A 21064-nucleotide genomic window follows, 5' to 3' on the forward strand; every position below is an offset into this window, starting at 1 on the left:
GCAAGTGTTGTCAGAAAATACGATTCAAACCGTGCATCTTCTACTAGATGTACGGATTTTTTTATTTATTACATTCAAATAAATATTTGAATATTCACCTTTTACATCATATACTAATATTCAAATAAGTATTTGAATGATAGTGGGGAACGATATGCCAAAAGAACACGATGTTTGTGAAGTTACCTGTATCGATGAGGTAAAAGTAAAGAGAGTTCAGGAGCAACTTGCTCAACAAAAAACGCTGGAAGTGGCCAAGATTTTTAAAGCCCTTGCTGATGAAACACGCATAAAAATTGCATATGCATTAGCCGTGGAAGAAGAGTTATGCGTGTGTGATGTAGCTAATATTATCAATGCTTCCACTGCAACTGCTTCCCATCATTTAAGGTTGTTACGCAATTTGGGGCTAGCAAAATATAGGAAAGAGGGAAAGCTTGTTTATTATTCTCTCGATGATGATTGCGTGAAGCAGCTCATAGAGATTGCTTTCAAGCACCAACAAGAGGTGACGAAAGTTGAAAGAAGTTGAGAAACAAATTTATCGTGTAGAAGGCTTTTCATGCGCAAATTGTGCGGGGAAATTTGAACGGAATGTGAAGGCATTGCCGGGAGTGGAGGATGCAAAAGTCAATTTTGGCGCATCTAAGATCACCGTATTTGGGCATGCGACAGTAGAAGAATTGGAACGAGCAGGAGCCTTTGAAAATTTAAAAGTATATCCGGATAAAGTGATTCGTAAATCCTCGACTAAAAAAGAGGATCAGCAAGAATCGACAGTACCCTTTTATGAAAAATATCAAACGTTATTATTCTCTGGGTTACTGATTGTTCTCGGGTATGTTTCAACCTTTGTAAATGGGGAAGATAATCTCATTACTGTGTTGCTCTTTATTTCTTCTATCATCATAGGAGGATATTCGCTGTTTAAAGTAGGGTTAAATAATTTAATCCATCTCGACTTTGATATGCGAACGCTCATGACAGTTGCAATTATTGGTGCGGCTATTATCGGTGAATGGGCGGAAGGTGCCATTGTCGTCATTTTGTTTGCCATTAGTGAAGCTTTAGAGCGATATTCAATGGATCAAGCGAGAAAATCCATTCGTTCGTTAATGGAACTTGCTCCGAATGAAGCTTTGATTCGACGAGGCGGTGAAGAATTAATCCTTCCAGTTGAAGAGATAAAGATTGGGGATATTATGATTGTAAAACCTGGCCAGAAGATTGCAATGGATGGCGTTGTGGTGAAGGGGACATCAACTGTAAACGAAGCAGCAATTACCGGTGAATCGATTCCTGTTGAGAAAAAAGAGAAAGATGAAGTCTACGCTGGGACGCTCAATGAAGAAGGATTATTGGAAATTCGAATTACAAAATATGTAGAAGATACAACCTTATCGAAAATCATTGAATTAGTTGAAGAAGCGCAAGAAGAAAGGGCTCCTGCACAAGCCTTCATCGACCGATTTGCAAAATACTATACGCCTATTATTATGATCATTGCTTTGCATGTAGCGATTGTTCCACCATTATTTTTCGGTGGAGTTTGGCTAGAGTGGATTTATCAGGGGTTAGCAGTATTAGTTGTTGGTTGTCCATGCGCCCTTGTAATTTCAACGCCAATTTCGATCGTTTCGGCTATTGGTTCTGCTGCGAAAAAGGGCGTGCTCATCAAAGGCGGTATTTATCTTGAAGAAATGGGTTCATTGAAAGCTGTCGCCTTTGATAAAACCGGTACGTTGACGAAGGGATTACCTGTGGTGACAGATGTGAAGGTAATGGATGAAGGGTCAAACGAAAAAGAAGTACTGGAGATCGCTTATACATTAGAAAAAAGCTCCAATCATCCGCTGGCATCGGCCATTGTGAGAAAGGCGGAAGAGGCAGGAGTGAATCATTCTGAATTGGTAGTGGAGCAACTCAAATCCATCACAGGTAAGGGAATTCAAGCGACCATTGGAGGAGAAACGTATTATATTGGAAGTCCAAATTTATTTTTAGAGATTTTCCAAAGTGGTTTGATGGAAGTTATTCAGAAAGAAGCGACGACACTTCAAAATGAGGGCAAAACGGTGATGTTTTTAGGAACAAAAGAAAAAATTCTCGCGGTCTTTGCCGTTAGAGACGAACTTCGCGAAACTAGCAAAGAAATGCTGGAAAAATTGCATGAGTTCGGCATTGAAAAAACGGTGTTATTGACAGGGGATAATGAAGCAACCGCAAAAGCCATAGGGATTGAAGCAGGAATTTTAGAAGTAAAAGCGGATTTAATGCCTGAAGACAAGTTAGAGTTTGTGAAAACGTTGCGAAAACAATATGGTAAAGTAGCGATGGTAGGGGATGGTGTAAACGATGCCCCCGCTTTAGCGGCCGCCACAGTTGGCATTGCTATGGGTGGTGCGGGAACAGATACAGCCCTTGAAACTGCTGATGTTGCGTTTATGTCCGATGATTTAAGCAAACTACCCTTTACGATCAAATTAAGTCGCAAAGCATTGGCTATTATTAAAACAAACATCGCCTTTGCTTTAGCGGTGAAACTTCTTGCGTTGCTACTTGTCGTTCCAGGATGGTTAACTCTCTGGATTGCCATTTTCTCAGATATGGGCGCAACGTTATTAGTTACATTAAATAGTATGAGGTTATTGAGAGTTAGAGAATGAAGTCATTCCATCAGCAATAATTTGATTTTTGCTGATGGAATTTTTTTATTGGGGATAGGTAAGAATTTGGGAAAGCGGTTTTCGAAAAAGTTGCAAGTAATGGGGAAAACCCGGGTAAGTCAAGATATGTAGTTCCAAAAGGGAAAAACATCGCACATGAAAGTTAGTGCGAATACCTAGATGACAACTATATTTTCTTATTACTTACCAGCTCAACTTTCGCACACAGATATTGTCAGACATCCCTTGATGTAATTGGGTAAAGACGCAATCCATTCTTGTACTTTACTTTTAAATAATTCCATGTTCAAACAAACATTAGCTTCTGCTAATGTTTGGAAGATCGCTAATAATTGATTCAATGCACTCTCTAGATTCATATCTTTTACATCTTCACATAATAGAAAAAAGAGATTTCCAATCGTTTTAGGATCGTTGTTTTGTCTACGCTCCCACTCTAAGAGTATAAAGCGAGTAAACACAATCGTTGTATGACTAATCAACAGATCATACGAACGACCTTGAAATTCTTTTGCTAGGTTAAGCAATGATTTGGTACACTTGAAAAATGTTTCGATGTCCCAGCGCATCCCGTAAATACGCACAATTTCTTCATCTGAAAGTGTGGTATCTGTACTCAAAATGGCTAACCATTCACTCTTTTTATTGCGGTTACGCACGAATACAATCTTGACTTGTCGTCCTTTTGCAAGATGAACATGGATCGAACCGAGTAGGTCTTTCTTTTCCATGGTACGCTTTGCTTTTTTAAAGAGTTCATCCAGAGTATGGGCTTCACCATCTATGAAATAACGTTGTTTTAGCTGCTTGACCATACCAATGACAAATAAACCTTTATCCGTGATTTTTTCAATCAAAGGCTCATGCGTAAACCAAGTATCCATTAACACATAATCAGCTGTAATTCCTGCATTTAAGGCATGATCCAATAAAGCAGAGACAACGCTTGGCTTATCTTGTTGTGCTTCAAGACGACGCTTGTAGCCGGAAGTGCGTTTATCAATGGATTCATCGACCCCGTTAAGTTGATTTTCCTTTTTCGCTGAACTCAATAAAGCAAAGTCTACAGGTAGAAAAGAATATCCATCAGACCAACCAAGAGTAAGCAACTGAAACCCCTTATAGAATCGTTTCTCTGTATGATCAAATACTCGTGAAAGAAGTTCAACAGACTTGCTTCGGTTGCGTGAAAAGAGTGAATCATCAACAATAAACACCTTCACTCTGTTGTTTGATGTAAGCTTTTTTATACGTCCAGTAAGATCTTGACATAAGGAAAGTAAAAAAGTTCGCCAAGCATAAGTAGATGAATTTAGAAAACGGTAGATCGTATCTTTTTTAGGTAAGTCCACGGCTTTCTTACTTTGAAGTGCTTGAAACCAATTTTTATCGGAAAATAGATAAGCATGAATAACCAAATCCCTTAGTAATTCTCGCTTTTCTCAAATGTTTGCCTATATTTAATTCAGAAAATCTTCGTTCAAGTTCTTTTGGTAGTTGTGCAAAAGTATCTTTTTTCGTTATCATAATGGTGACACCTTCTTTGGTATTTGGTTTGTTCACCATAATTTTACCAAAAGATAGGTGTCTTTTTCTTTTAAAAAAATAAAATCAATAAAAAACAAGAGAAATAATGAAAGACGATATAAAACAGTCATATCAAGAGTTGCAATAAGATATTACTCTGCGAAAGTTGAGTTACCAGTATTTTAAAATCGCTAGTATTTTCTAGTAACAAACCATGAAAAAACGCACCTTGTATAACAAAGTGCGTACATCATTATCCTTTTTTCTCCTCTCTTTTTGGAAAAATCACGTATGAAAAACATATTAGAAAATCTATCATCAATACAATTGTCCACAGACTTAAAACACGCATAAGTGGATCAATTTCTTCCCCAACATACCATATCATAAGGCCAAGGAGGCTACATCCAATGATATACGCTAAAAGATGGCGGCCCCACATCTTCATTTCATAAACAGCTTTAGCCTTGCCATATAATATTTTTTTCTTGAAAGGCTTCTTTAATATCCAACTTTGGAATTTGCTGTCTGCCCAGGCAATCATAGATTTTCCGTAAGCAATCGAAACTCCAATGTAAATAGCAGCAAGACCATGGGCAAAGCTTGCTGTGGCTCCGTTTTTCAAATCGATTGCAGTAAGTACTAGCAATGCAAAATCTATAACGGGTGTAAGTAAGAAAAAGAAGATGCTGAGTCTATTTCGTTTCCATATATATCGTGTGAAAAGCCCTGCAATAATTACAATCCAGAAAGCAATTTCAGCGGCAATGATCCAAAAAAGCATTCAATAGCTCACCTCACAATTATTTTAATACATCTGTATTAAAATAATACTACGTTTTATTATTTAATACAACTGTATTAAAAAATGTTATAATAAAATCATGCCAAAAATTGTTGACCATGAAGAAAGAAGAAAAATCATCGCGAAAGCAACTTGGAATGTAATTGCACGGGAGGGGTTAGGAGGTGCTTCAGTTCGTTCGATTGCAAAGGAGGCGAATCTTTCATTAGGAGCTGTTCGTCATTATTTTCAAACGCAAGAAGAACTGTTGGAGTTTGCGATGCAGCTCGTTCAAGAACAAGTAACAGAACGAATAATGGAGCACATCCAAAGCCATCTTCCTCCTAAAGACCAAGTGCTCAATATATTAATGGAGTTGATTCCTCCTGAAGAAAAGAAAATAGAAATGCAAGTATGGCTAGAGTATATCTCCTATAAAATTCGCAAAAAGGAGTTACAAAAAGAATCAGTGCATGAAGTTATTGTGGAGATTTTACACCGCTTGCAAAAAGCGGGTTTATTAAAAGAGGATATCCTTTTGGAAGAAGAGATTGTTTTGTTGCATGCGTTAATTGACGGAATTGCTTTACATATTTTAATGGGGCTGGTTCCAATTGAAAGAGGCCGCATACGCTATTTATTGGAGAAAGAGTTGAATCGAATTTTTGTGGAATAGTTGAACGAAGAGTGCAAGACAGCCTACATGAACAGAGTGAATCACATCTATGTGAAGGGAGTTACTTCATGCACATTTTTGCCCATAGAGGCTATTCATCAAAGTATCCTGAGAATACACTCGCAGCTTTTAAAGCGGCGGCAAAGCTAAAGATTACCGGTGTCGAGTTGGATGTTCATCTTACAAAGGACAGGAAGATTGTTGTCATTCACGATGAAAAAATTAATCGAACGTCCAATGGAAAAGGTTATGTCAAAGATATGACGTTGAAAGAATTACGTAAGTTTGATTTTGGATCTTGGTTTCATCCAAAATTTCAGGGCGAAAAAATCCCTACATTAGCGGAAGTGCTTGATTTACTCAAAGATACTCATCATAAGATAAATATTGAATTGAAATCAGATAAATTTGTCTATCCAGGGCTGGAAGAACTTGTCTTACAAGAAGTAGACCAATTTCAATTAAGAGATCGGGTCATTATTTCTTCCTTCGATCACGAAGCTGTTAAGCGAATGGGAGAGCTAGCACCAGATGTCGAAACTGCTCCGTTGTTTTCTTATAGCATTTTAAACATGAAGTGGTACCGAACTTTATTTCCAGCAAATGCGCTACATGTAGCATACAGGGCAGTGAGGCGACGTCCTGTATTGGAGGCTTTGAAAGTTGGGATACCTATTAGGGTATATACAATCAATGATAAAGAACAAGCGAAAATGTTACTGCATTTAGGAGTGGCAGGAATCATTACGGATTGTCCTGAAGAACTGTACGAAGTGCTAAATAAATAATAAAGCAAACCTCTTTGAACGAACGAGATTCAAAGAGGTTTTTTCTATTTTCAAGATTAAAAAAGTAACTGTTTCTAGTTATATGACTTTTATTTATAATTACATATAAAACTCTTTTTGTTGATTAAGGTAGTGTCAAAAGTTCTATGAAAAACTAGCACGGTTCATACTACCTACCATTTATTAGGTGGAAATGCCACGCTATCGCTCTTGACAAACACACCAATGGTTTATTCAGAGGTCAATCAAGGGCGAAGGGAACAAAAGAAGGCATGCTAAATAAACCCTTGACTTTTTCCATTTTAAACCATTGGTAAGTTCGGTTTGTCAAGAGTTCGCTTCGCCGATAGCTGAATAGGGCTCAGCTAAACAAAAGTTAGGCTGACTGTTGTTGAATCCAGTCTTGAGCTAACCCAATAAGGGCTGTCCATCTCGCTGGCATGGTTGGTAGCTTTTCTAATTCTGGAATTGTTACTGGCACTTTACCTTCAAGTGAAGAATGTGGGCGCAAGAAGTTAAAGTAAGCCACAAACAATGTCACAAAAGAAACAGAACCTTGTTCAGAACCAAAGCCGTGTGTCGATCGATAATTTCCTTTAAACGTGCGATTTAGTCTCTCGATGATTTGCTTGAGAGGTCGATACTCTCTGGAGACATCATCTTCATTTGTTAGCCCGATGACCTGTTTTACGTCAAACGATATGTGGTTTTCTGCGAAGAAATGCTGTGCCAACAAGTAAATAGGGTTACCATCTACTACAAATTGTAGGTTTTCGGGTATTTCTTTCAGCTTCACTAGTACTTCATCAATCGCTCGTATTGCTGTTGCGGTGTCGCGATTTGGTGACACTGGATACGAAAGAATGACTTTCTTGACCGCATCAAAAAAGAAAAACAGATAATGCCAACGACCGTTGACCCGGATGTACGTTTCATCCCCACAGAATTGATCCGACAGCTCATACGGAAAGTAGTCAATATAAGGCTTGAGCCATAATGCGACGCTGTTTTCGTAGTTTAGGATACTTTGATGGGAGACAGACACGCCGTGAATATCCTTCATGATCGCTGCCGTTTTACGGGCCGATAATCCGTAATTGACATGGTACGTCAAGATGAGCCCAAGTGTATGCGGTGAAACATACAATCTTGATAAATCGACTTTTGGCTGCTTTGGTGATTGTTTGGATAACGGTTGATAGTCGATGTGGAACTTCCGGTAAATGTAGCGAACTTTCAGCGATTGTGGATCTTCTTTAAACTGTTTTTTCTCTTTTTTAGTCATGGCGCTCAAGTTTTTTTGATAATAGGTACACATATCATTTTTGCACTTAAACACGTGAAAATCTTTTCGTTCTTTAATTTTTTCAAGCGTTTTAAGGCAGTGAGGACACTTAAGAATGGCCTCTTTCTGATAACGACTTTTTTTATTGAAAACACACGCACACACCTTACACTGATATTGTCCTTTTCCTCCGTTATTTGCGTACAAATACGCAGAAGGAGCACCACACTTAGGACAACATAAGGTAGACGGTACGGGCGTAGAATTGGCTCGACGGCGTACTGGTTTTAACTGTTTTCCTTTGGATTGAAGATATTCCGTTAATAAAAGCTGATAATCGAGCTTTTCTACCTTTTCAATGATAGGTAAATCATCAATTTGAAGCTTTCGATAAGGCTGATTAACAGGAGCTTCTTTGGGTTTATCGAACATGCTTCTTCCAATTAGTAGGGTAAGTAGAGTTCGAATAATTTGTTCTTGAAAGTTTATAAAAGTAAGTAAATAGGTTATAATTTGAGGTAACAACTTGCCACTTCTCCTTTCTAGGGATTTTGTGTTGGTGTGGTTACCTCACTAATACCCTAGAATTTAGGGGGTGGCAAGTTTTTTGCTTATAAAGCCCTCTAATATAGGATTCTATAACCTAATTCTATATAAAGTTTTGACAATACGTTGATTAAAATAGGGGGAAAAACATGAAATCGGCCTCATACATTAAATATATTTTTGCTTTTCTGCTCTTTGGGTCGAATGGAATTGTCGCAAGTTACATTTTATTGAGCAGTGTTGAAATCGTTTATTTGCGAACGCTCATCGGAAGTTTATTGCTTATATTGATTTTTGTGCTGACGAAACAGAAAGTACAGTTTTGGAAAAATAAATTGCACTTTTTGTATTTAGTGATTTCCGGTGTGGCGATGGGGGCAAGTTGGTTGTTTTTATTTGAAGCATATAAACAAATAGGTGTAAGCATTGCGACCCTTGCTTACTATTGCGGTCCAATTATGGTCATGATTCTATCGCCACTACTTTTTAAAGAAAAAATGACGATGGCGAAAATGCTTGGATTTATAGCTGTGATTTTAGGGATGCTTTTTGTAAACAAGGAAGCTTTTTTGCAAGGTGAAATCTCTAGGGGGCTGATTTTCGGGCTGCTTTCAGCCATCATGTATGCAATGATAGTGATTTTTAATAAAAAGGCTGTAACGATAAAAGGTTTGGAAAACGCTACTTGCCAATTAGTCGTTAGCTTTATAACGGTTGCTATTTTTATGATGTTTAAACAAGGATTAGTTGTAAATGTAGTTGAAGGAAATTGGCTGCCAATCCTTATATTAGGTATTGTTAACACGGGAATTGGTTGTTATTTCTACTTTTCTTCCATCGGTCATTTGCCCGTTCAATCCGTGTCAATTCTCGGTTATTTAGATCCACTTTCAGCATTAGTTTTTTCAGCTTTGTTTTTAGCTGAGCAGTTAAGCTTCCACCAAATGATTGGCGCAGCGTTAATTTTAGGTGGAGCTGCGTTGGGGGAATTGTTTCAACCGAAAAAAGTTACTAGTAGGGGAAAATTGGTGAAATTGTAAGAGAGCATTAAAGAGGGAATGGGGGTAAACGAAAAGTTTTCCTATTCCTTTAACGGAAGAAGAGCTTAACAATCTCGAAGTAAATACCATTCATGTTTATAAGAATTATCACTAGCGTCGCATTAAAATAATTTAACACCTTCAAATAAACCGAATTTTCTGAAATATAATCCAAACACAAAAAAATCCTTTATAATGGTTGGGTGGTAGTAAACCATCCAAATCCAATACAAAGGATAAAACCATGGATAAGTTTACACGAAAAACATCATTTGAACAATGGTTTTCACCGATTAATCGTCCATTATTTGACGACCTAGTGAAAACACATCAATTAAATCACTATACCAAGAAGCTTTATATGGCTTCATTTATGAAACTGCTTTTGTATGCCCAACTCCATGAAACCGAGAGTTTACGGGCGTTGAGTGACGCTGTCTTTTTAGAAGAATTACAACGAGCAACGGGATTGGAATCGATTAGTTTTTCACAGTTAGGGAGACGAATCAACGCCATTCCAACGGTTTTCTTTCAATCGATTTTTCTCGATTTAGTGGCACAAATTCATCGGAAAACCAATTTCCAAACAAGAAGAAAAGTGACAACGCCTTTGAAAATCATTGATTCGAGTACATTACCGCTTAATTTGACCAATCATAAGTGGGCAGAGTTTCGAAAAACAAAATCAGGAGTAAAGCTTCACTTACGACTTGTTTTTATGGAAAAAGGACTCTCCTATCCAGATAAAGCCGTACTCACGAATGCCAACGAACATGATCGTGGTCAACTAGAAGTATTCGTGGATGACAAAGAATGCATGTACGTGTTTGATCGTGGTTACTTGGATTATGGGCGCTTTGATCAAATGACGGAAGATGGCTATTTCTTTGTGACCCGTTTGCGTAAAAACGCTGTTGTCCGAGTGTTAGAATCCTTTTCGTTACCAGAAGATTCACCCGTATTCTCTGATGAAATGGTTGTCATTGGAACACCACAAAATCGTTCTGAAAACGTGTTTCGCTTACTCAAATTGCATGATACAAAAGGAAATGAGCTTCATTTACTGACAAATCGGTTTGACATTGACGCAGATGAAATTGCAGAAATCTACCAATCACGTTGGGCAATCGAACTTTTTTTCAAATGGATGAAACAACATCTGAACATTAAAAAGTTTTTTGGTCACAGTGAACAAGCTGTGCATCATCAAGTGTACGTAGCCATGATAGTGTACTGTTTGAATGTTTTAGCTCAGTTGAACACGAATAGCGAACGCAGTTACTTACAAATTAGTCGCTATTTGAAGGCTTCTTTGTGGAAATCCGCTCACATTTGGTTACGAAAAATCGAAGGAAACGGCGTCCCATAAAGGTTTGCCAGTCGTTGTTGCACAAGTCATAGGTTATAGTAAAAAAATGGATGTTTACTACCCTCGCTTAGGTGTTTTCGTTTTTTCTCTAAAGTCCAGAAAAAATAAAACTGAAAATTCAGACATCATTTATGCGACGGTAGTGAAGAATTATGAATTAATTATTCAAAAGAAACTATTCATCATTTATGATAAATGTCCTGTAACTACGCAAAAAAGCTCTGTAATTACAGAGCTTTTTCTACGTGCGCCCGGCATGTACATGAACTATAGGGTGTAAGTCCCGAACCCCGAAGACAGAAGTAGAGGTTAGCCAAGAGCAAGGGTGTCCGTGGTGACGCGGAATCTGAAGGAAGCTGGAGGCAAAACACCGGTCCGAGGAACACGAACCTCATATAAGGCTAGGTATGATTGAGTGAGTTTGCGTAACAAAACAAAGCTCTTTCTGTCGAAGGTCATATCGAGTAAATGAGGCGGATAGATGGTGTGAAAGTGCATGTACTTACCCGGGGAGGTCTGGCGGATAGGTGAAGTTCGCTTCATAACCTACTTAGTGATAAGTAGCTGAACCGTCAGAAGTCAGCAGAGGTCATAGTATTAGTTGGTTTAGAACTACTAAGAAGGACCGAACAATTAAGAGAGAATAGCCCTTGGCATTCAGTGAGTCATGATGAACACAGAAAACGTAGTACCTCACTTGAGGAAGGAAGCGGTGAATCCCGTGGGAGACCTCTTGGAGGGTGGAGTGACCACTGGCATAAGAAGACAAGCTATTCACGGAAGTTATGAAAACTTGCGTCAATGATCTTAATTGAACCGCCGTATACGGAACCGTACGTACGGTGGTGTGAGAGGACGGGAGCTAATCACTCCCTCCTACTCGATTAACAGGAGTTACCATTTAGCAACATGTTCCTCAATACAGCCTAACATTTGTTGAATAATGAGAGTGCTTCCATCTTCCAATTTAACTTTGCCGTTATAATAGCCAACTAGCTGATGTACTTCCGATTGCACAAGCTTTAAATCCGTTTTTGCTACTCTTTCAAAAAATGGATGGAATGTGAGCATAATGGAGTCGGTAAACTTTGTCGTAATGTACCAAGGTTTTTTGAAGTTAGAGCGATCATATTCAAAAATGACGTCTTCGTGGATTTTTGTCATTTTTCCATCTACGAATACAGCGTTTTCTGTCATACCTGTACCGTCCGTCCACTTACCTCCAAAATTTAACCCTACTCGCTTATTGCGAAGTCGCTGGGAAGCATTTGCCCAATTCCATATCACTTCCCGTGGCCAGACACCTCTTCCAAAATCCAATACGCTAAAACATTCTTCCTCATGAAACTCATATCGCTTATTTCCAAGTTTGATAAATCCTTTCGTCGGCAGTATGTGATGCTTTGCGGTAAATTGGAAAGTATGGCGGTTCCAAGGTACGACGACATTCAACGATTCATCGTCAACAGGATGCAAGATCTTTAAATTGACATTTAGAGGTTCGTTGTCAAAGTTATCGCAACTAACCGCTAGCAATGTTTGATTTTGAAAATTAGAGATATTGACATTGATTTCGCCGTTTGTAAATCGAATTGGTTCAAGTACACGAGTTGGCATTTTCAATTTTTTTACAACGCCTAATGGAATAGTAACGGTTTTTTCAAAGAAACGTTGAGTTTCATATTCTAGAAAGTAAATAAAGCAAGAAACAGCGTAATCAAAATGACAAATCGTAACAGAAAATAATACATCTTCTCCGTAACAACACCAATAATTCCATTTCTTCTTTCGCATAAAATGTCCAGATAAATTACATTCGATAATTGGTTTTCTAGCATAACCAATAGCAGCAGGATTTAAATTTCCCTTTTTATCGCATAAACGAGTCCACTCAAAAATTTCTCTTTCAGCATGCTGCACCAATGTCAACATCCTCTCAATCCATAATTCAAAAGAATTCCCTAATAAATATATGATGAAATTTCAAAAATTTACCATGAAAATAATTTGGATACATAGATATTCATAAATAATATTGTATCAGAATTTTACAATTTTTTCTTGATTAGAACAATATGCAGGAAGTTCAGAAAACAGCGATTTATTCATAAGATGATGGAAAAAAGGAGGTAAGCAAATAGCAATTTATTACAATCGGAAAGCAGCTGTCGATTATGCAAGAACTTGGTGGGATTCGTTTAATCCGAATTATCCTATTTTTACAGTGGATTGTACAAATTTTGTATCCCAAGCGCTGCGAGCAGGAGGAGCTCCGATGTCAGGTTATCCGAATCGAAACAAGGGTTGGTGGATTACGGATGGCTGGAAAGTTGGGGCGAGAGAATACTATTATCCAAATGAAACATGGAGTTATAGTTGGGCGGTTGCTCATAGTTTAAGATGGTATTTGGAGAGTGCTAAAGCAGGATTAACGGCTAAGCGTGTTTATACACCTTCCGAATTAGAACCTGGAGATGTAATTTTTTATGACTTTCAAGGGAATGGAGTCATCGATCATAGCACCATTGTGACAAGCGTGATTGATGGTGTTCCTTACGTTCATGCCCATACAGGACCTAGTTCGGACCGACACTATGATTATTCCAATTCATATGCCTTTACGCCAAATATACAATATTATTTCTTTAAAATAGATGATATATTCTATTAACGTTTTCGACCGAATAGGAAGTGTGTTATATAATAAAGAATAGAGGCACTGATAATGGATATTTAAATTCAACAAGTTTTGTGATAAGGTTGTTTGGAGATAAACGTAATAAAGTTCAACCTATATTTTTAAGGAGAGTAATGAACGAATGAATGAACAAGCGTTAACGGTAAGAGAAGCCATTATCGGAAGACGATCGATTAAAAAATTCAACGGACAGCCTGTAGATCGAGCGGATTTATTGCAAATTATAGATGATGCCGTTTGGGCGCCAAATCATCAAAACCGTGAACCTTGGCGACTTGTCGTGGCATGTGGTAAAGAACTGTTCCAACTTCATAATTTACTGCGCAATACAACGATTCCGGATTGGAGAACGCTGTCGGAGGAAGAAGTAGAAAAACGCATGCAAAAATTCACAACACCAGGTGGTTATGTGTTTGTGATTGTTCCAGAAGACCCTCGCCAAAAGGAACGATTAGAAGACTTTGCAGCAGCATGTGCACTCATTCAAAATATGATGCTTCTAGCATGGGATTACGGCATTGGATCTTGTTGGAAAACGCCGGAATTTTTAGATAAACCAAATTTTCGTAAAGAACTAGGAGTAAAGCCTGGAGAACGAATTGTAGGCATGGTGCAATTTGGTTATTTTGATGAACTGCCAAAAGGAAAAGAACGTAAAAAATCTGACGAGATTGTGACAATTTTTGGTGAGAACGAAGAAGAGCATAAAGAAGAATAGATGCAATGATTAAAATACGAAAAAAATGCGCCTCCGATTTGGTTAATGCAAGCAAAACAATTCGGAGGCGCTGATTTTTTAATCACCATGACGACTTAAGGTTAAGTGGGTTAAGCTTCGATTTTCTATTTTTCTAAACAATTGCATAAAAATTCATCTAACCGTCTTTGCAAAAGACGCAAATTGCGATGAGAAACTTGGCATATACCGCCATTTGTCATAATGACAATGCGATCTTTTTTATTTATTTCTTTTACATGCTGTAAATTGATGACGTAACTTTTGTGGCATCGGAAAAAGCGGTCATCAATTTTCTCAATTTCTTTTAGTTTCCCATAATACTCATAACAGCCATTTTTTTCATAGAGCATGATTTTATGAATGATATGGGATGTTTCAAAATAGTAAATATCGTCCAATAAAATATTTTTAATTTTTTCTCCTATTTTAATTTGGAAAATGGGTTCTTCCTTCGATTCACCCAGTTGTTTATAACGCTCGAAGGCCACTTTTAAAGCATCGATAATTTGTTTTGATAGTAGAGTGGTGCTATCTTTTACGATAAAGTCCAATGCAGCGATTTTATACGAAAAAGTAAGTTGAAGTTGATCTGCGTGTTGTGTAATAAAAATAATGTTGGTCAATGGATCTTTTTTGCGTATTGCAGCAGCTAACTCTAAACCATTCATCTTTTCATTATTTAGCTCAATGTCGAGAAAATAACAATCCCCTCGTTGCTCTTCAATAAAACTTAATACATCCTCGGCCTGCCCTGTAGATAATACAATTTCTATACTAGGTTCATGAAAAGTTGAATATTTTAAAATTTGAGATTGAATAAATTGTAGATGTTCATAGTTATCTTCACAAATTACAATATTCACACTCGGCACCTCCGTCTAACGAAATTCTAATTCTTGGATAAACCATCCATTTTCGATGCGAGTATTCATAGTTGCATTCGGGTATTTATGCAATAGTTTTCTTACATTGACAAGTCCGATTCCGCGTCCTTCCCCTTTTGTAGAATAATATCCTTTAAATAATAGATTCATATCCGGCATTTCATCAAAAGTATTTTTTATGACAATTAACATTGATGAAGGAGTTTGAATGAATCCGATTTGAATTTGTTTAGTAGATGCTTTTTCACTTGCTTCAATTGCGTTATCAATTAAGATTCCAATGATTCGTGATAAGTCAATCATATCAGCGGGAGCTGTATGGACCTCTTCCGGAATTTCTAGATGAACATTTATCCCTAATTGTTCAGCAACGAGCAGTTTTGAAGCGATTAACCCCTTTAACTCCATGAGTTTTAAGTTTTTAATTTGGCAAAATGCTTTGTTGGTTAGGAGTGTTTGCTGTTCTACTTTTAAGATTCGAGATTGGAAATAATGTTTTAATCCTTGTATGTCTTCTGTTTCGATAAATGTTTGCAGTGTAAAGAGGATATTAGCATAATCATGGCGAAAATGCTTCATATCTTCATTAATTGTTTCAAGAGCAACAATATAATTTGACAACTGATTCTGTTTCACCATTTCCATCTTTAAATGCTGATTTTTGTGGAATTGACGTTGCAACAAATACAGCACTGTCAATAGAATAACGAGATATAAAGATTGTGTAAAAAAATAAACATATATCCAAAAACTATCTACCATTAATGTGCTAAAAAAAATGTTTATCAGAAACACTATGAATGAGGAACATAAAATAAAAAAAATAAATAATTGCATATTCATAGTGAAATTAGTAAATTCAATTCCTTTATTTAATCGCTTGAAGAAAATATATACAAAGATTACATTTAATAGAATCATAAAAACATGCTCTAGCCAAGCGAAAGCGTTTAACACAATAGGCAACATGAAAATTTTCGTTAGAGAGTATGAAATCATTTGTCCAATAATTAGTAATAACACATGATAGAGAGCTTTAGTTGTTCTCGTAATATAGAAAAATACAACACAAATCGTAATGAATGATATAAAAATCCAAACCCAAACAGGAAAAAAATAATATGAGATGAGGGAGGGAAGCACAATAAAAAGCATGATATAAAATACATTTTTTAATGAAAAACTAATGTTTAACGTGTAATGAAGGGCAATAATCGTGTATAGAGTCCCAATCAGTCCTAAACTATATTGGATAATATGAATCTTCCTCTCTAAAGGAAAAAGTAAATTTCCTAGAGTATCTATCAAAATATCTATTTTCGGAATTTTATAATTTCATAATTTTTCAATTTTTATGGGATAAATATACTATCATAATGATAACAAATATAAATAGATATTCAGTAGAAAACTCATAATCGTTCTATTTAACCTCATTAACGTTATTGATAATCAGTTGAAAATCAACGAGATTATAGAGTTTATCTATATTGGAATAATAAGGAAGGGAAATATAAACAATCCCAAAAAAGTAGTGAAAAAGAACTATGATTATTATTTCAGAAAAGATAATTTTATATGGGTGAAAGACTTGACTATATTGTTTGTATCTTAAAAAAGAACATTAGAAAAGAAACCGTAGTAATTTTGATTTATTATTTTTATATGAGGATAGTATTAATCAATAGAACAATGATAAGGGTGGTCAAATTGATTACGATGATAAAAAAAGGATTACAAACGATTTCACCCCACGAAAAAATTCAAGAAATTCATCCAGTATCCGGCGGCGATATTAATAAAGCTTATTATGTGCTAACAAATCAACATGAATATTTTGTAAAGCTGAATCAACAAATGAATATCGGCTTTTTCCAATTTGAAGAGCGCGGGCTGAAGATGATTCAGGGGACCGGTACAATCAATGTACCAAATGTATTAGGTTGCTTAGAAATAGAAGGCATTCCCATGCTTTGGCTAGAGTGGATTGAAGGGAAAAAGACTTATGAAACGGATGTGCTATTAGGAGAACGTCTAGCAGCACTTCACCTTGCCGATGCAAAAGGATATGGTTTAGAAGGGGAAAGTTATATTGGGAAGTTGCCGCAACAAAATCGATTGATGGATGATTGGGTGGAATATTATCGGGACGTGCGTTTAGTTGGCCAATGGAAGCGGGGAAAAGCTTCAGGTACGATGGGACAGACACGCGAAAAAATGCTTGTAAAACTGATGGAGAGATTAGATGAGTGGATTCCGAGAACACCAAAGTCTTGCTTATTGCATGGGGATTTATGGGGAGGTAATTGGATGACGGGTCCGGAAGGGGTTCCGTATTTAATTGACCCTGCAATCCTATTCGGAGATCATGAAATGGAACTTGCTTTTACGGAATTATTCGGTGGTTTTTCTCGACGATTTTACGAGGCATATCAATCGGTATTTCCGCTTTCACCAGAATATGAAGAGCGCAAAGAATTGTATCAACTCTATTATTTATTAGTGCATTTAAATATGTTTGGGGAATCATATGGTCCATCGGTGGATCGCATATTACGCCGATATGTAGGATAAAAGCATATTATAGGAATGTCTAGAAAGTCGTATAACTTTCTAGACACCCCCACTTGCCCATAATTATAGTCTTTTACTCTTTGCTTCTGCGGTTGTCGAGACAAGATTCCGCAATCTTCGCTGTCTCAAAATGAATTTGTTATGAATGATTTTGATGTTTTTTCATTCGATCAACAAGGAAACCGCCTTTAAAGGATTTCGGTTCATAGGAAATAATGAATGCTTTTGGCTCGATGGAGTTAACGAGTTCAAAAAGCTCCTTCTCACGGTTTCGTTTTGCTAAAATTTCATATTTGTAACGTTCGCTGTCTCGTCCTTCACCAACGTAGGTTGTAACAGCAAAACCGTTGGAGCGGAGTGTATTGATTAATTCATGGTTTTTCGTTTGAGTATTGATGGTTACATACACGTAACCAATCGCTAATTTATTTTCAATTTTCGTTCCTAAAAAGATCCCTAATCCAAAGCCGACCGCATATACAATCATTGCAAGAAAACTTTGATCCCCGCTGAATACGAGAGAAAGCCCAAAGACGTAAATGAGCATTTCTAACGTTCCAATCATTGCTGCTAGGAACGTTAAGTTTTTGACTAAAAAGATTGTGCGCAATGTAAGCAACGGAACATAAATCAACTGTAAAACTAAGATGAGGAGAATATTTGTCATCCTTGATCCCTTTCTTTAGCGATTATCGATTTTAGTATTGTACTCATAACTAGGTATTGTCTAAGATTCTTATATCCATTGTAGCTAAAATGCAAAGAATTTCCTGATTGTGTCAATAATTTGAGTGAAAGTGTTTCTTCAGTGAATGATTTTAATCCGTTTCCGCTAATAATATTGATATTAACAGAAGATAAAATGTTTTGTAAGAAGAGAGTGACAATAAATGAGTAAATTTGAATGGAGAAAACATTTAAAAGAACTTTACTTGCCTGGCACACAACCAACCACTATTCATGTGCCACCAATGAAATTTTTTACGATTGATGGCAAGGGAAATCCGAACGGAAACCATTTCAAGAACATATCGAAATTCTTTATGCTTTATCCTATGCGATTCGAATGATGCCGAAAAAGGGGATTACGCCGGAAGGGTATTATGAATATACCGTGTTTCCATTGGAAGGGCATTGGGATTTGGATGAAGAGGGGAGAACGAAAGATTATATTATTTGGATAAAAATCATCTCGTGTATAAATTAATGATTCGGCAACCGGATTTTGTAACGGAAGAATTGTTTCAATATGCGCGGGATACGGTGAAGAAGAAAAAGCCGGATTTGGATGTCAACCAAGTTCAATTTGAAACGATTTCGGAAGGGTTATGTGTACAAGGGATGCATATCGGCAGTCGATGATGAATGGGAACTTTCGGACGGATGGAACCGTATTGTGCAGAAAATAACTTAAAGCGGGAAGAAAAAAAACATAAAGAAATCTATATTTCAGATCCGAGAAAAACGGCGCCGGAAAAATTAAAAACAGTGTTAAGGTTTAAAGTGGAAGAAATGAAATAGGTGAGTATCAGGTTTTTGTAGCCATGGGATAAAAAAGGTGGGGCTGCGGTGCAAGGATATTTTGCAATTTTAACATTGCTTTCATTGATTATATTGGTCATTATTCGTGCGAAAATGATTGGGAAAAAGGGAATCATAGTGTTTCGATTCGGAGAGCTGGATAAGAAGGATTTCTTGATTCCGCCTTTTGCATTATTGTATTTCTATCTCATTTTCGCCGAAGTGTTCGGTTTTCCGAAATTAGGCGCAAGGCTGTTTTATAACGGGATTGTCAGTTGGGTTGGTGTCGTTTTATGTACATTGGGAATAATGTTATTCTTGTGGAGTTTAATTTCATTCGGGAAAAGTTTCAGAGTCGGGATTGATGAAGAAAAGCCTGGTGAATTCATCACAAAAGGGGCTTTTGCGATTAGCCGCAATCCCATTTATACATCTTTTGGAATGGTATTAGCAGGGATATTTTTCATCATGCCAAACTGGATAAAATTATTGTACGACTTAGCTGGAGGATGGCTTTTTAATCGGCAAGTGAAGTTAGAAGAGGCATCTTTGAGAAAAATATATGGGAAAAATATGAAGAATACTGTAAAACAGTTCGGAGATATTTATAAGATTGGCTGATTAAAAGAATGATAGAGGGGCATAGCAGAAAGTAAATGAAACTGCAATGCCCATTGATTTTATTTGGCATGAAAAAGAAATATTGTTATTTGTTTAATGAAGTTTCCAACGAGCCAGCCTCCATCTTCTTGCTGCTAGTCCAGTTCACTAAGAAAATTCCAGTAAATATGCAAAGACCTCCGACGGTCACATACCAATTAATCGTTTCATCTAATATTAACCATCCAGAAAGAACCCCGAAAAATGGTGCCAAGAATAAAAAGGCGCTAGTTTTGCCGGGATCGCCTTTTTGAAGCAAATAAAACCAGCCTGCAAATTGGACGATGGATGCCATAATGGCGAGCCACAATACGATAGAAATGGATGCGCCATTTATTCGGAAGTAGGGATTTTCTAAAATCAGACTTCCCATTAACAATATGATGCCGCCAAATAACATTTGATAGGCCGTCAATATCCATGTATTAAATTCATTTCCCCATTTTTTTATGAGCAATGTGCCAATTGCCCATGAAACTGCGGATAGATAGGCGAGAATCGACCCGATTTCAAAACTTAACTTCGCCCCAAGGGTTATGAATACTCCAATAAAACCTAATATCACACCTGTCCATTGGCGTAGGCTATACGATAATTTCATAAAAATCGTTCCAAAGATAACGACTAAAAGTGGGTTCATAAATGTTAATATGGAAGATTGCCCCGCTGAAATTGTCCTTAAGCTGAGAAAGATACATGACATAACGCCAGCTGTTTGAAAGGAACCGATGACAGCGATTTTGATCCATTGGAAAAAGGCTTTAGGATGATGGATTCTTAATAATCGAACAGCGATGGCCATAATCACTCCTGCTAAAGAAAAACGTATGCCGACTAATAAAAGCGGTGTTGTATATGAAAGGCCAATCTTACCGATAGCAAAAGATGAACCCATTAAAAAGGTTGTTAAGATGACTAACATGCTAAAAAGCCATTTGTTCATTTAAAATCCCTCCCCATAGATTGATCCATCATTAAGCAATAATAGGATATAAATTTAGAAGATTATTAATATTCGATAAATTAAAATCAAGAGATAGACTATCATTACATATTCGTATTAGTCAACTAGTAGACATTGAGAAATATGAACAGAGGGGGATAAAATAGTATGGTTTCTACGTTTCTATAGATATTTGGTAAATTGTAGAGGGCAGATTAGCGAACGAAAGCAAAATAAAAAGCGTTGCAAAAACGAACGCCTTTAGAACACATCAGTCCAAATAAATAACCCCATCATCGACAATAGTTTATTTCAACAGAACAACACGCATGCTTTGAAGAAT

The 21064-nt window shown here is 36.9% G+C and carries 22 protein-coding genes and 1 pseudogene; 15 read left to right on the top strand and 8 right to left on the bottom strand.

Going from position 1 to position 21064, the window contains the following annotated elements; all coding sequences use genetic code 11:
• Nucleotides 1-154 precede the first annotated feature (154 nt).
• Entirely contained in the window at nt 155-532 is a 378-nt protein-coding gene (locus tag NST98_RS14345; RefSeq protein ID WP_096550173.1) for an ArsR/SmtB family transcription factor, read from the top strand.
• Complete coding sequence (locus NST98_RS14350; protein WP_340715384.1) at nt 519-2666, top strand: heavy metal translocating P-type ATPase; 2148 nt, start codon at nt 519-521, stop codon at nt 2664-2666. Before NST98_RS14345 ends, NST98_RS14350 begins: the two co-directional genes overlap by 14 nt.
• Before the next feature lie 212 nt (nt 2667-2878).
• Here the strand turns inward: NST98_RS14350 and NST98_RS14355 are convergent.
• Both NST98_RS14355 and NST98_RS14360 read right to left on the bottom strand, forming a co-directional pair.
• Nucleotides 2879-4214: pseudogene (locus NST98_RS14355) on the bottom strand (IS4 family transposase).
• A gap of 253 nt (nt 4215-4467) precedes the next feature.
• Nucleotides 4468-4998: a hypothetical protein gene (locus NST98_RS14360; RefSeq protein ID WP_340715385.1), complete on the bottom strand. Its 531-nt coding sequence runs from the start codon at nt 4996-4998 to the stop codon at nt 4468-4470.
• Between the two features lie 100 nt (nt 4999-5098).
• Between NST98_RS14360 and NST98_RS14365 the strand changes: the two genes are divergently transcribed.
• Together NST98_RS14365 and NST98_RS14370 are read left to right on the top strand one after the other, a co-directional pair.
• Complete coding sequence (locus tag NST98_RS14365) at nt 5099-5674, top strand: TetR/AcrR family transcriptional regulator (RefSeq protein WP_168411888.1); 576 nt, start codon at nt 5099-5101, stop codon at nt 5672-5674.
• A 68-nt stretch (nt 5675-5742) separates the two neighbouring features.
• Entirely contained in the window at nt 5743-6462 is a 720-nt protein-coding gene (locus tag NST98_RS14370; RefSeq protein WP_340715386.1) for a glycerophosphodiester phosphodiesterase, read from the top strand.
• A 376-nt stretch (nt 6463-6838) separates the two neighbouring features.
• On the opposite strand, the gene NST98_RS14375 is transcribed toward NST98_RS14370, so the two are convergent.
• Complete coding sequence (locus tag NST98_RS14375; RefSeq protein ID WP_340715349.1) at nt 6839-8272, bottom strand: DDE-type integrase/transposase/recombinase; 1434 nt, start codon at nt 8270-8272, stop codon at nt 6839-6841.
• A gap of 170 nt (nt 8273-8442) precedes the next feature.
• On the opposite strand from NST98_RS14375, the gene NST98_RS14380 reads away from it, so the two are divergent.
• The 4 genes from NST98_RS14380 to NST98_RS14395 all read left to right on the top strand — a co-directional run bounded on the left by NST98_RS14380 (nt 8443) and on the right by NST98_RS14395 (nt 11507).
• A complete protein-coding gene (locus tag NST98_RS14380) occupies nt 8443-9333 on the top strand; it encodes a DMT family transporter (RefSeq protein ID WP_340715387.1) in 891 nt (296 codons plus the stop codon).
• Between the two features lie 244 nt (nt 9334-9577).
• A complete protein-coding gene (locus NST98_RS14385; protein ID WP_340714460.1) occupies nt 9578-10702 on the top strand; it encodes an IS4 family transposase in 1125 nt (374 codons plus the stop codon).
• A gap of 4 nt (nt 10703-10706) precedes the next feature.
• Nucleotides 10707-10982: a hypothetical protein gene (locus NST98_RS14390; protein WP_340715388.1), complete on the top strand. Its 276-nt coding sequence runs from the start codon at nt 10707-10709 to the stop codon at nt 10980-10982.
• Between the two features lie 387 nt (nt 10983-11369).
• Nucleotides 11370-11507, top strand: coding sequence for a hypothetical protein (locus NST98_RS14395; protein WP_340709696.1), 138 nt, complete (start codon nt 11370-11372; stop codon nt 11505-11507).
• An 89-nt stretch (nt 11508-11596) separates the two neighbouring features.
• Here the strand turns inward: NST98_RS14395 and NST98_RS14400 are convergent, their stop codons facing one another.
• Complete coding sequence (locus tag NST98_RS14400) at nt 11597-12625, bottom strand: DUF2804 domain-containing protein (protein WP_016838784.1); 1029 nt, start codon at nt 12623-12625, stop codon at nt 11597-11599.
• 220 nt (nt 12626-12845) lie between these two features.
• Here NST98_RS14400 and NST98_RS14405 point away from each other — a divergent pair, with 220 nt between their 5' ends.
• Entirely contained in the window at nt 12846-13373 is a 528-nt protein-coding gene (locus NST98_RS14405; RefSeq protein ID WP_340715748.1) for an amidase domain-containing protein, read from the top strand.
• 148 nt (nt 13374-13521) lie between these two features.
• The gene (locus NST98_RS14410) at nt 13522-14118 is read left to right on the top strand and encodes a nitroreductase family protein (RefSeq protein WP_340715389.1); all 597 of its coding nucleotides are present in this window, start codon (nt 13522-13524) and stop codon (nt 14116-14118) included.
• Between the two features lie 125 nt (nt 14119-14243).
• Here the strand turns inward: NST98_RS14410 and NST98_RS14415 are convergent, their stop codons facing one another.
• On the bottom strand, nt 14244-15002 hold the full coding sequence (locus NST98_RS14415; protein ID WP_340715390.1) for a LytR/AlgR family response regulator transcription factor: 759 nt from the start codon (nt 15000-15002) through the stop codon (nt 14244-14246).
• Nucleotides 15003-15017: 15 nt separating this feature from the next.
• Nucleotides 15018-15644, bottom strand: a complete 627-nt coding sequence (locus NST98_RS14420) for a sensor histidine kinase (RefSeq protein ID WP_340715391.1) — start codon at nt 15642-15644, stop codon at nt 15018-15020.
• 1098 nt (nt 15645-16742) lie between these two features.
• Here NST98_RS14420 and NST98_RS14425 point away from each other — a divergent pair.
• Complete coding sequence (locus NST98_RS14425; RefSeq protein ID WP_340715749.1) at nt 16743-17597, top strand: fructosamine kinase family protein; 855 nt, start codon at nt 16743-16745, stop codon at nt 17595-17597.
• A 139-nt stretch (nt 17598-17736) separates the two neighbouring features.
• Here NST98_RS14425 and NST98_RS14430 read toward each other — a convergent pair whose 3' ends face one another.
• Nucleotides 17737-18264: a DUF2179 domain-containing protein gene (locus NST98_RS14430; RefSeq protein ID WP_096550185.1), complete on the bottom strand. Its 528-nt coding sequence runs from the start codon at nt 18262-18264 to the stop codon at nt 17737-17739.
• 223 nt (nt 18265-18487) lie between these two features.
• On the opposite strand from NST98_RS14430, the gene NST98_RS14435 reads away from it, so the two are divergent.
• From NST98_RS14435 to NST98_RS14450, 4 genes are all read left to right on the top strand, one after another.
• On the top strand, nt 18488-18667 hold the full coding sequence (locus NST98_RS14435; RefSeq protein WP_340715392.1) for a hypothetical protein: 180 nt from the start codon (nt 18488-18490) through the stop codon (nt 18665-18667).
• Nucleotides 18668-18773: 106 nt separating this feature from the next.
• Nucleotides 18774-18959 carry a hypothetical protein gene (locus NST98_RS14440; protein ID WP_232019902.1) on the top strand — a complete coding sequence of 62 codons (186 nt, stop codon included), beginning with the start codon at nt 18774-18776 and terminating at the stop codon, nt 18957-18959.
• Between the two features lie 3 nt (nt 18960-18962).
• On the top strand, nt 18963-19118 hold the full coding sequence (locus NST98_RS14445; protein ID WP_340715393.1) for a hypothetical protein: 156 nt from the start codon (nt 18963-18965) through the stop codon (nt 19116-19118).
• Between the two features lie 48 nt (nt 19119-19166).
• The gene (locus NST98_RS14450; RefSeq protein ID WP_340715394.1) at nt 19167-19739 is read left to right on the top strand and encodes a methyltransferase family protein; all 573 of its coding nucleotides are present in this window, start codon (nt 19167-19169) and stop codon (nt 19737-19739) included.
• 85 nt (nt 19740-19824) lie between these two features.
• Here NST98_RS14450 and NST98_RS14455 read toward each other — a convergent pair whose 3' ends face one another.
• Nucleotides 19825-20721, bottom strand: a complete 897-nt coding sequence (locus tag NST98_RS14455) for a DMT family transporter (protein ID WP_340715395.1) — start codon at nt 20719-20721, stop codon at nt 19825-19827.
• Between the last annotated feature and the right edge of the window lie 343 nt (nt 20722-21064).

The organism is Ureibacillus sp. FSL W8-0352 (assembly GCF_038004345.1).
In the GTDB taxonomy this organism is placed as follows: Bacteria; Bacillota; Bacilli; order Bacillales_A; family Planococcaceae; genus Ureibacillus; species Ureibacillus thermosphaericus.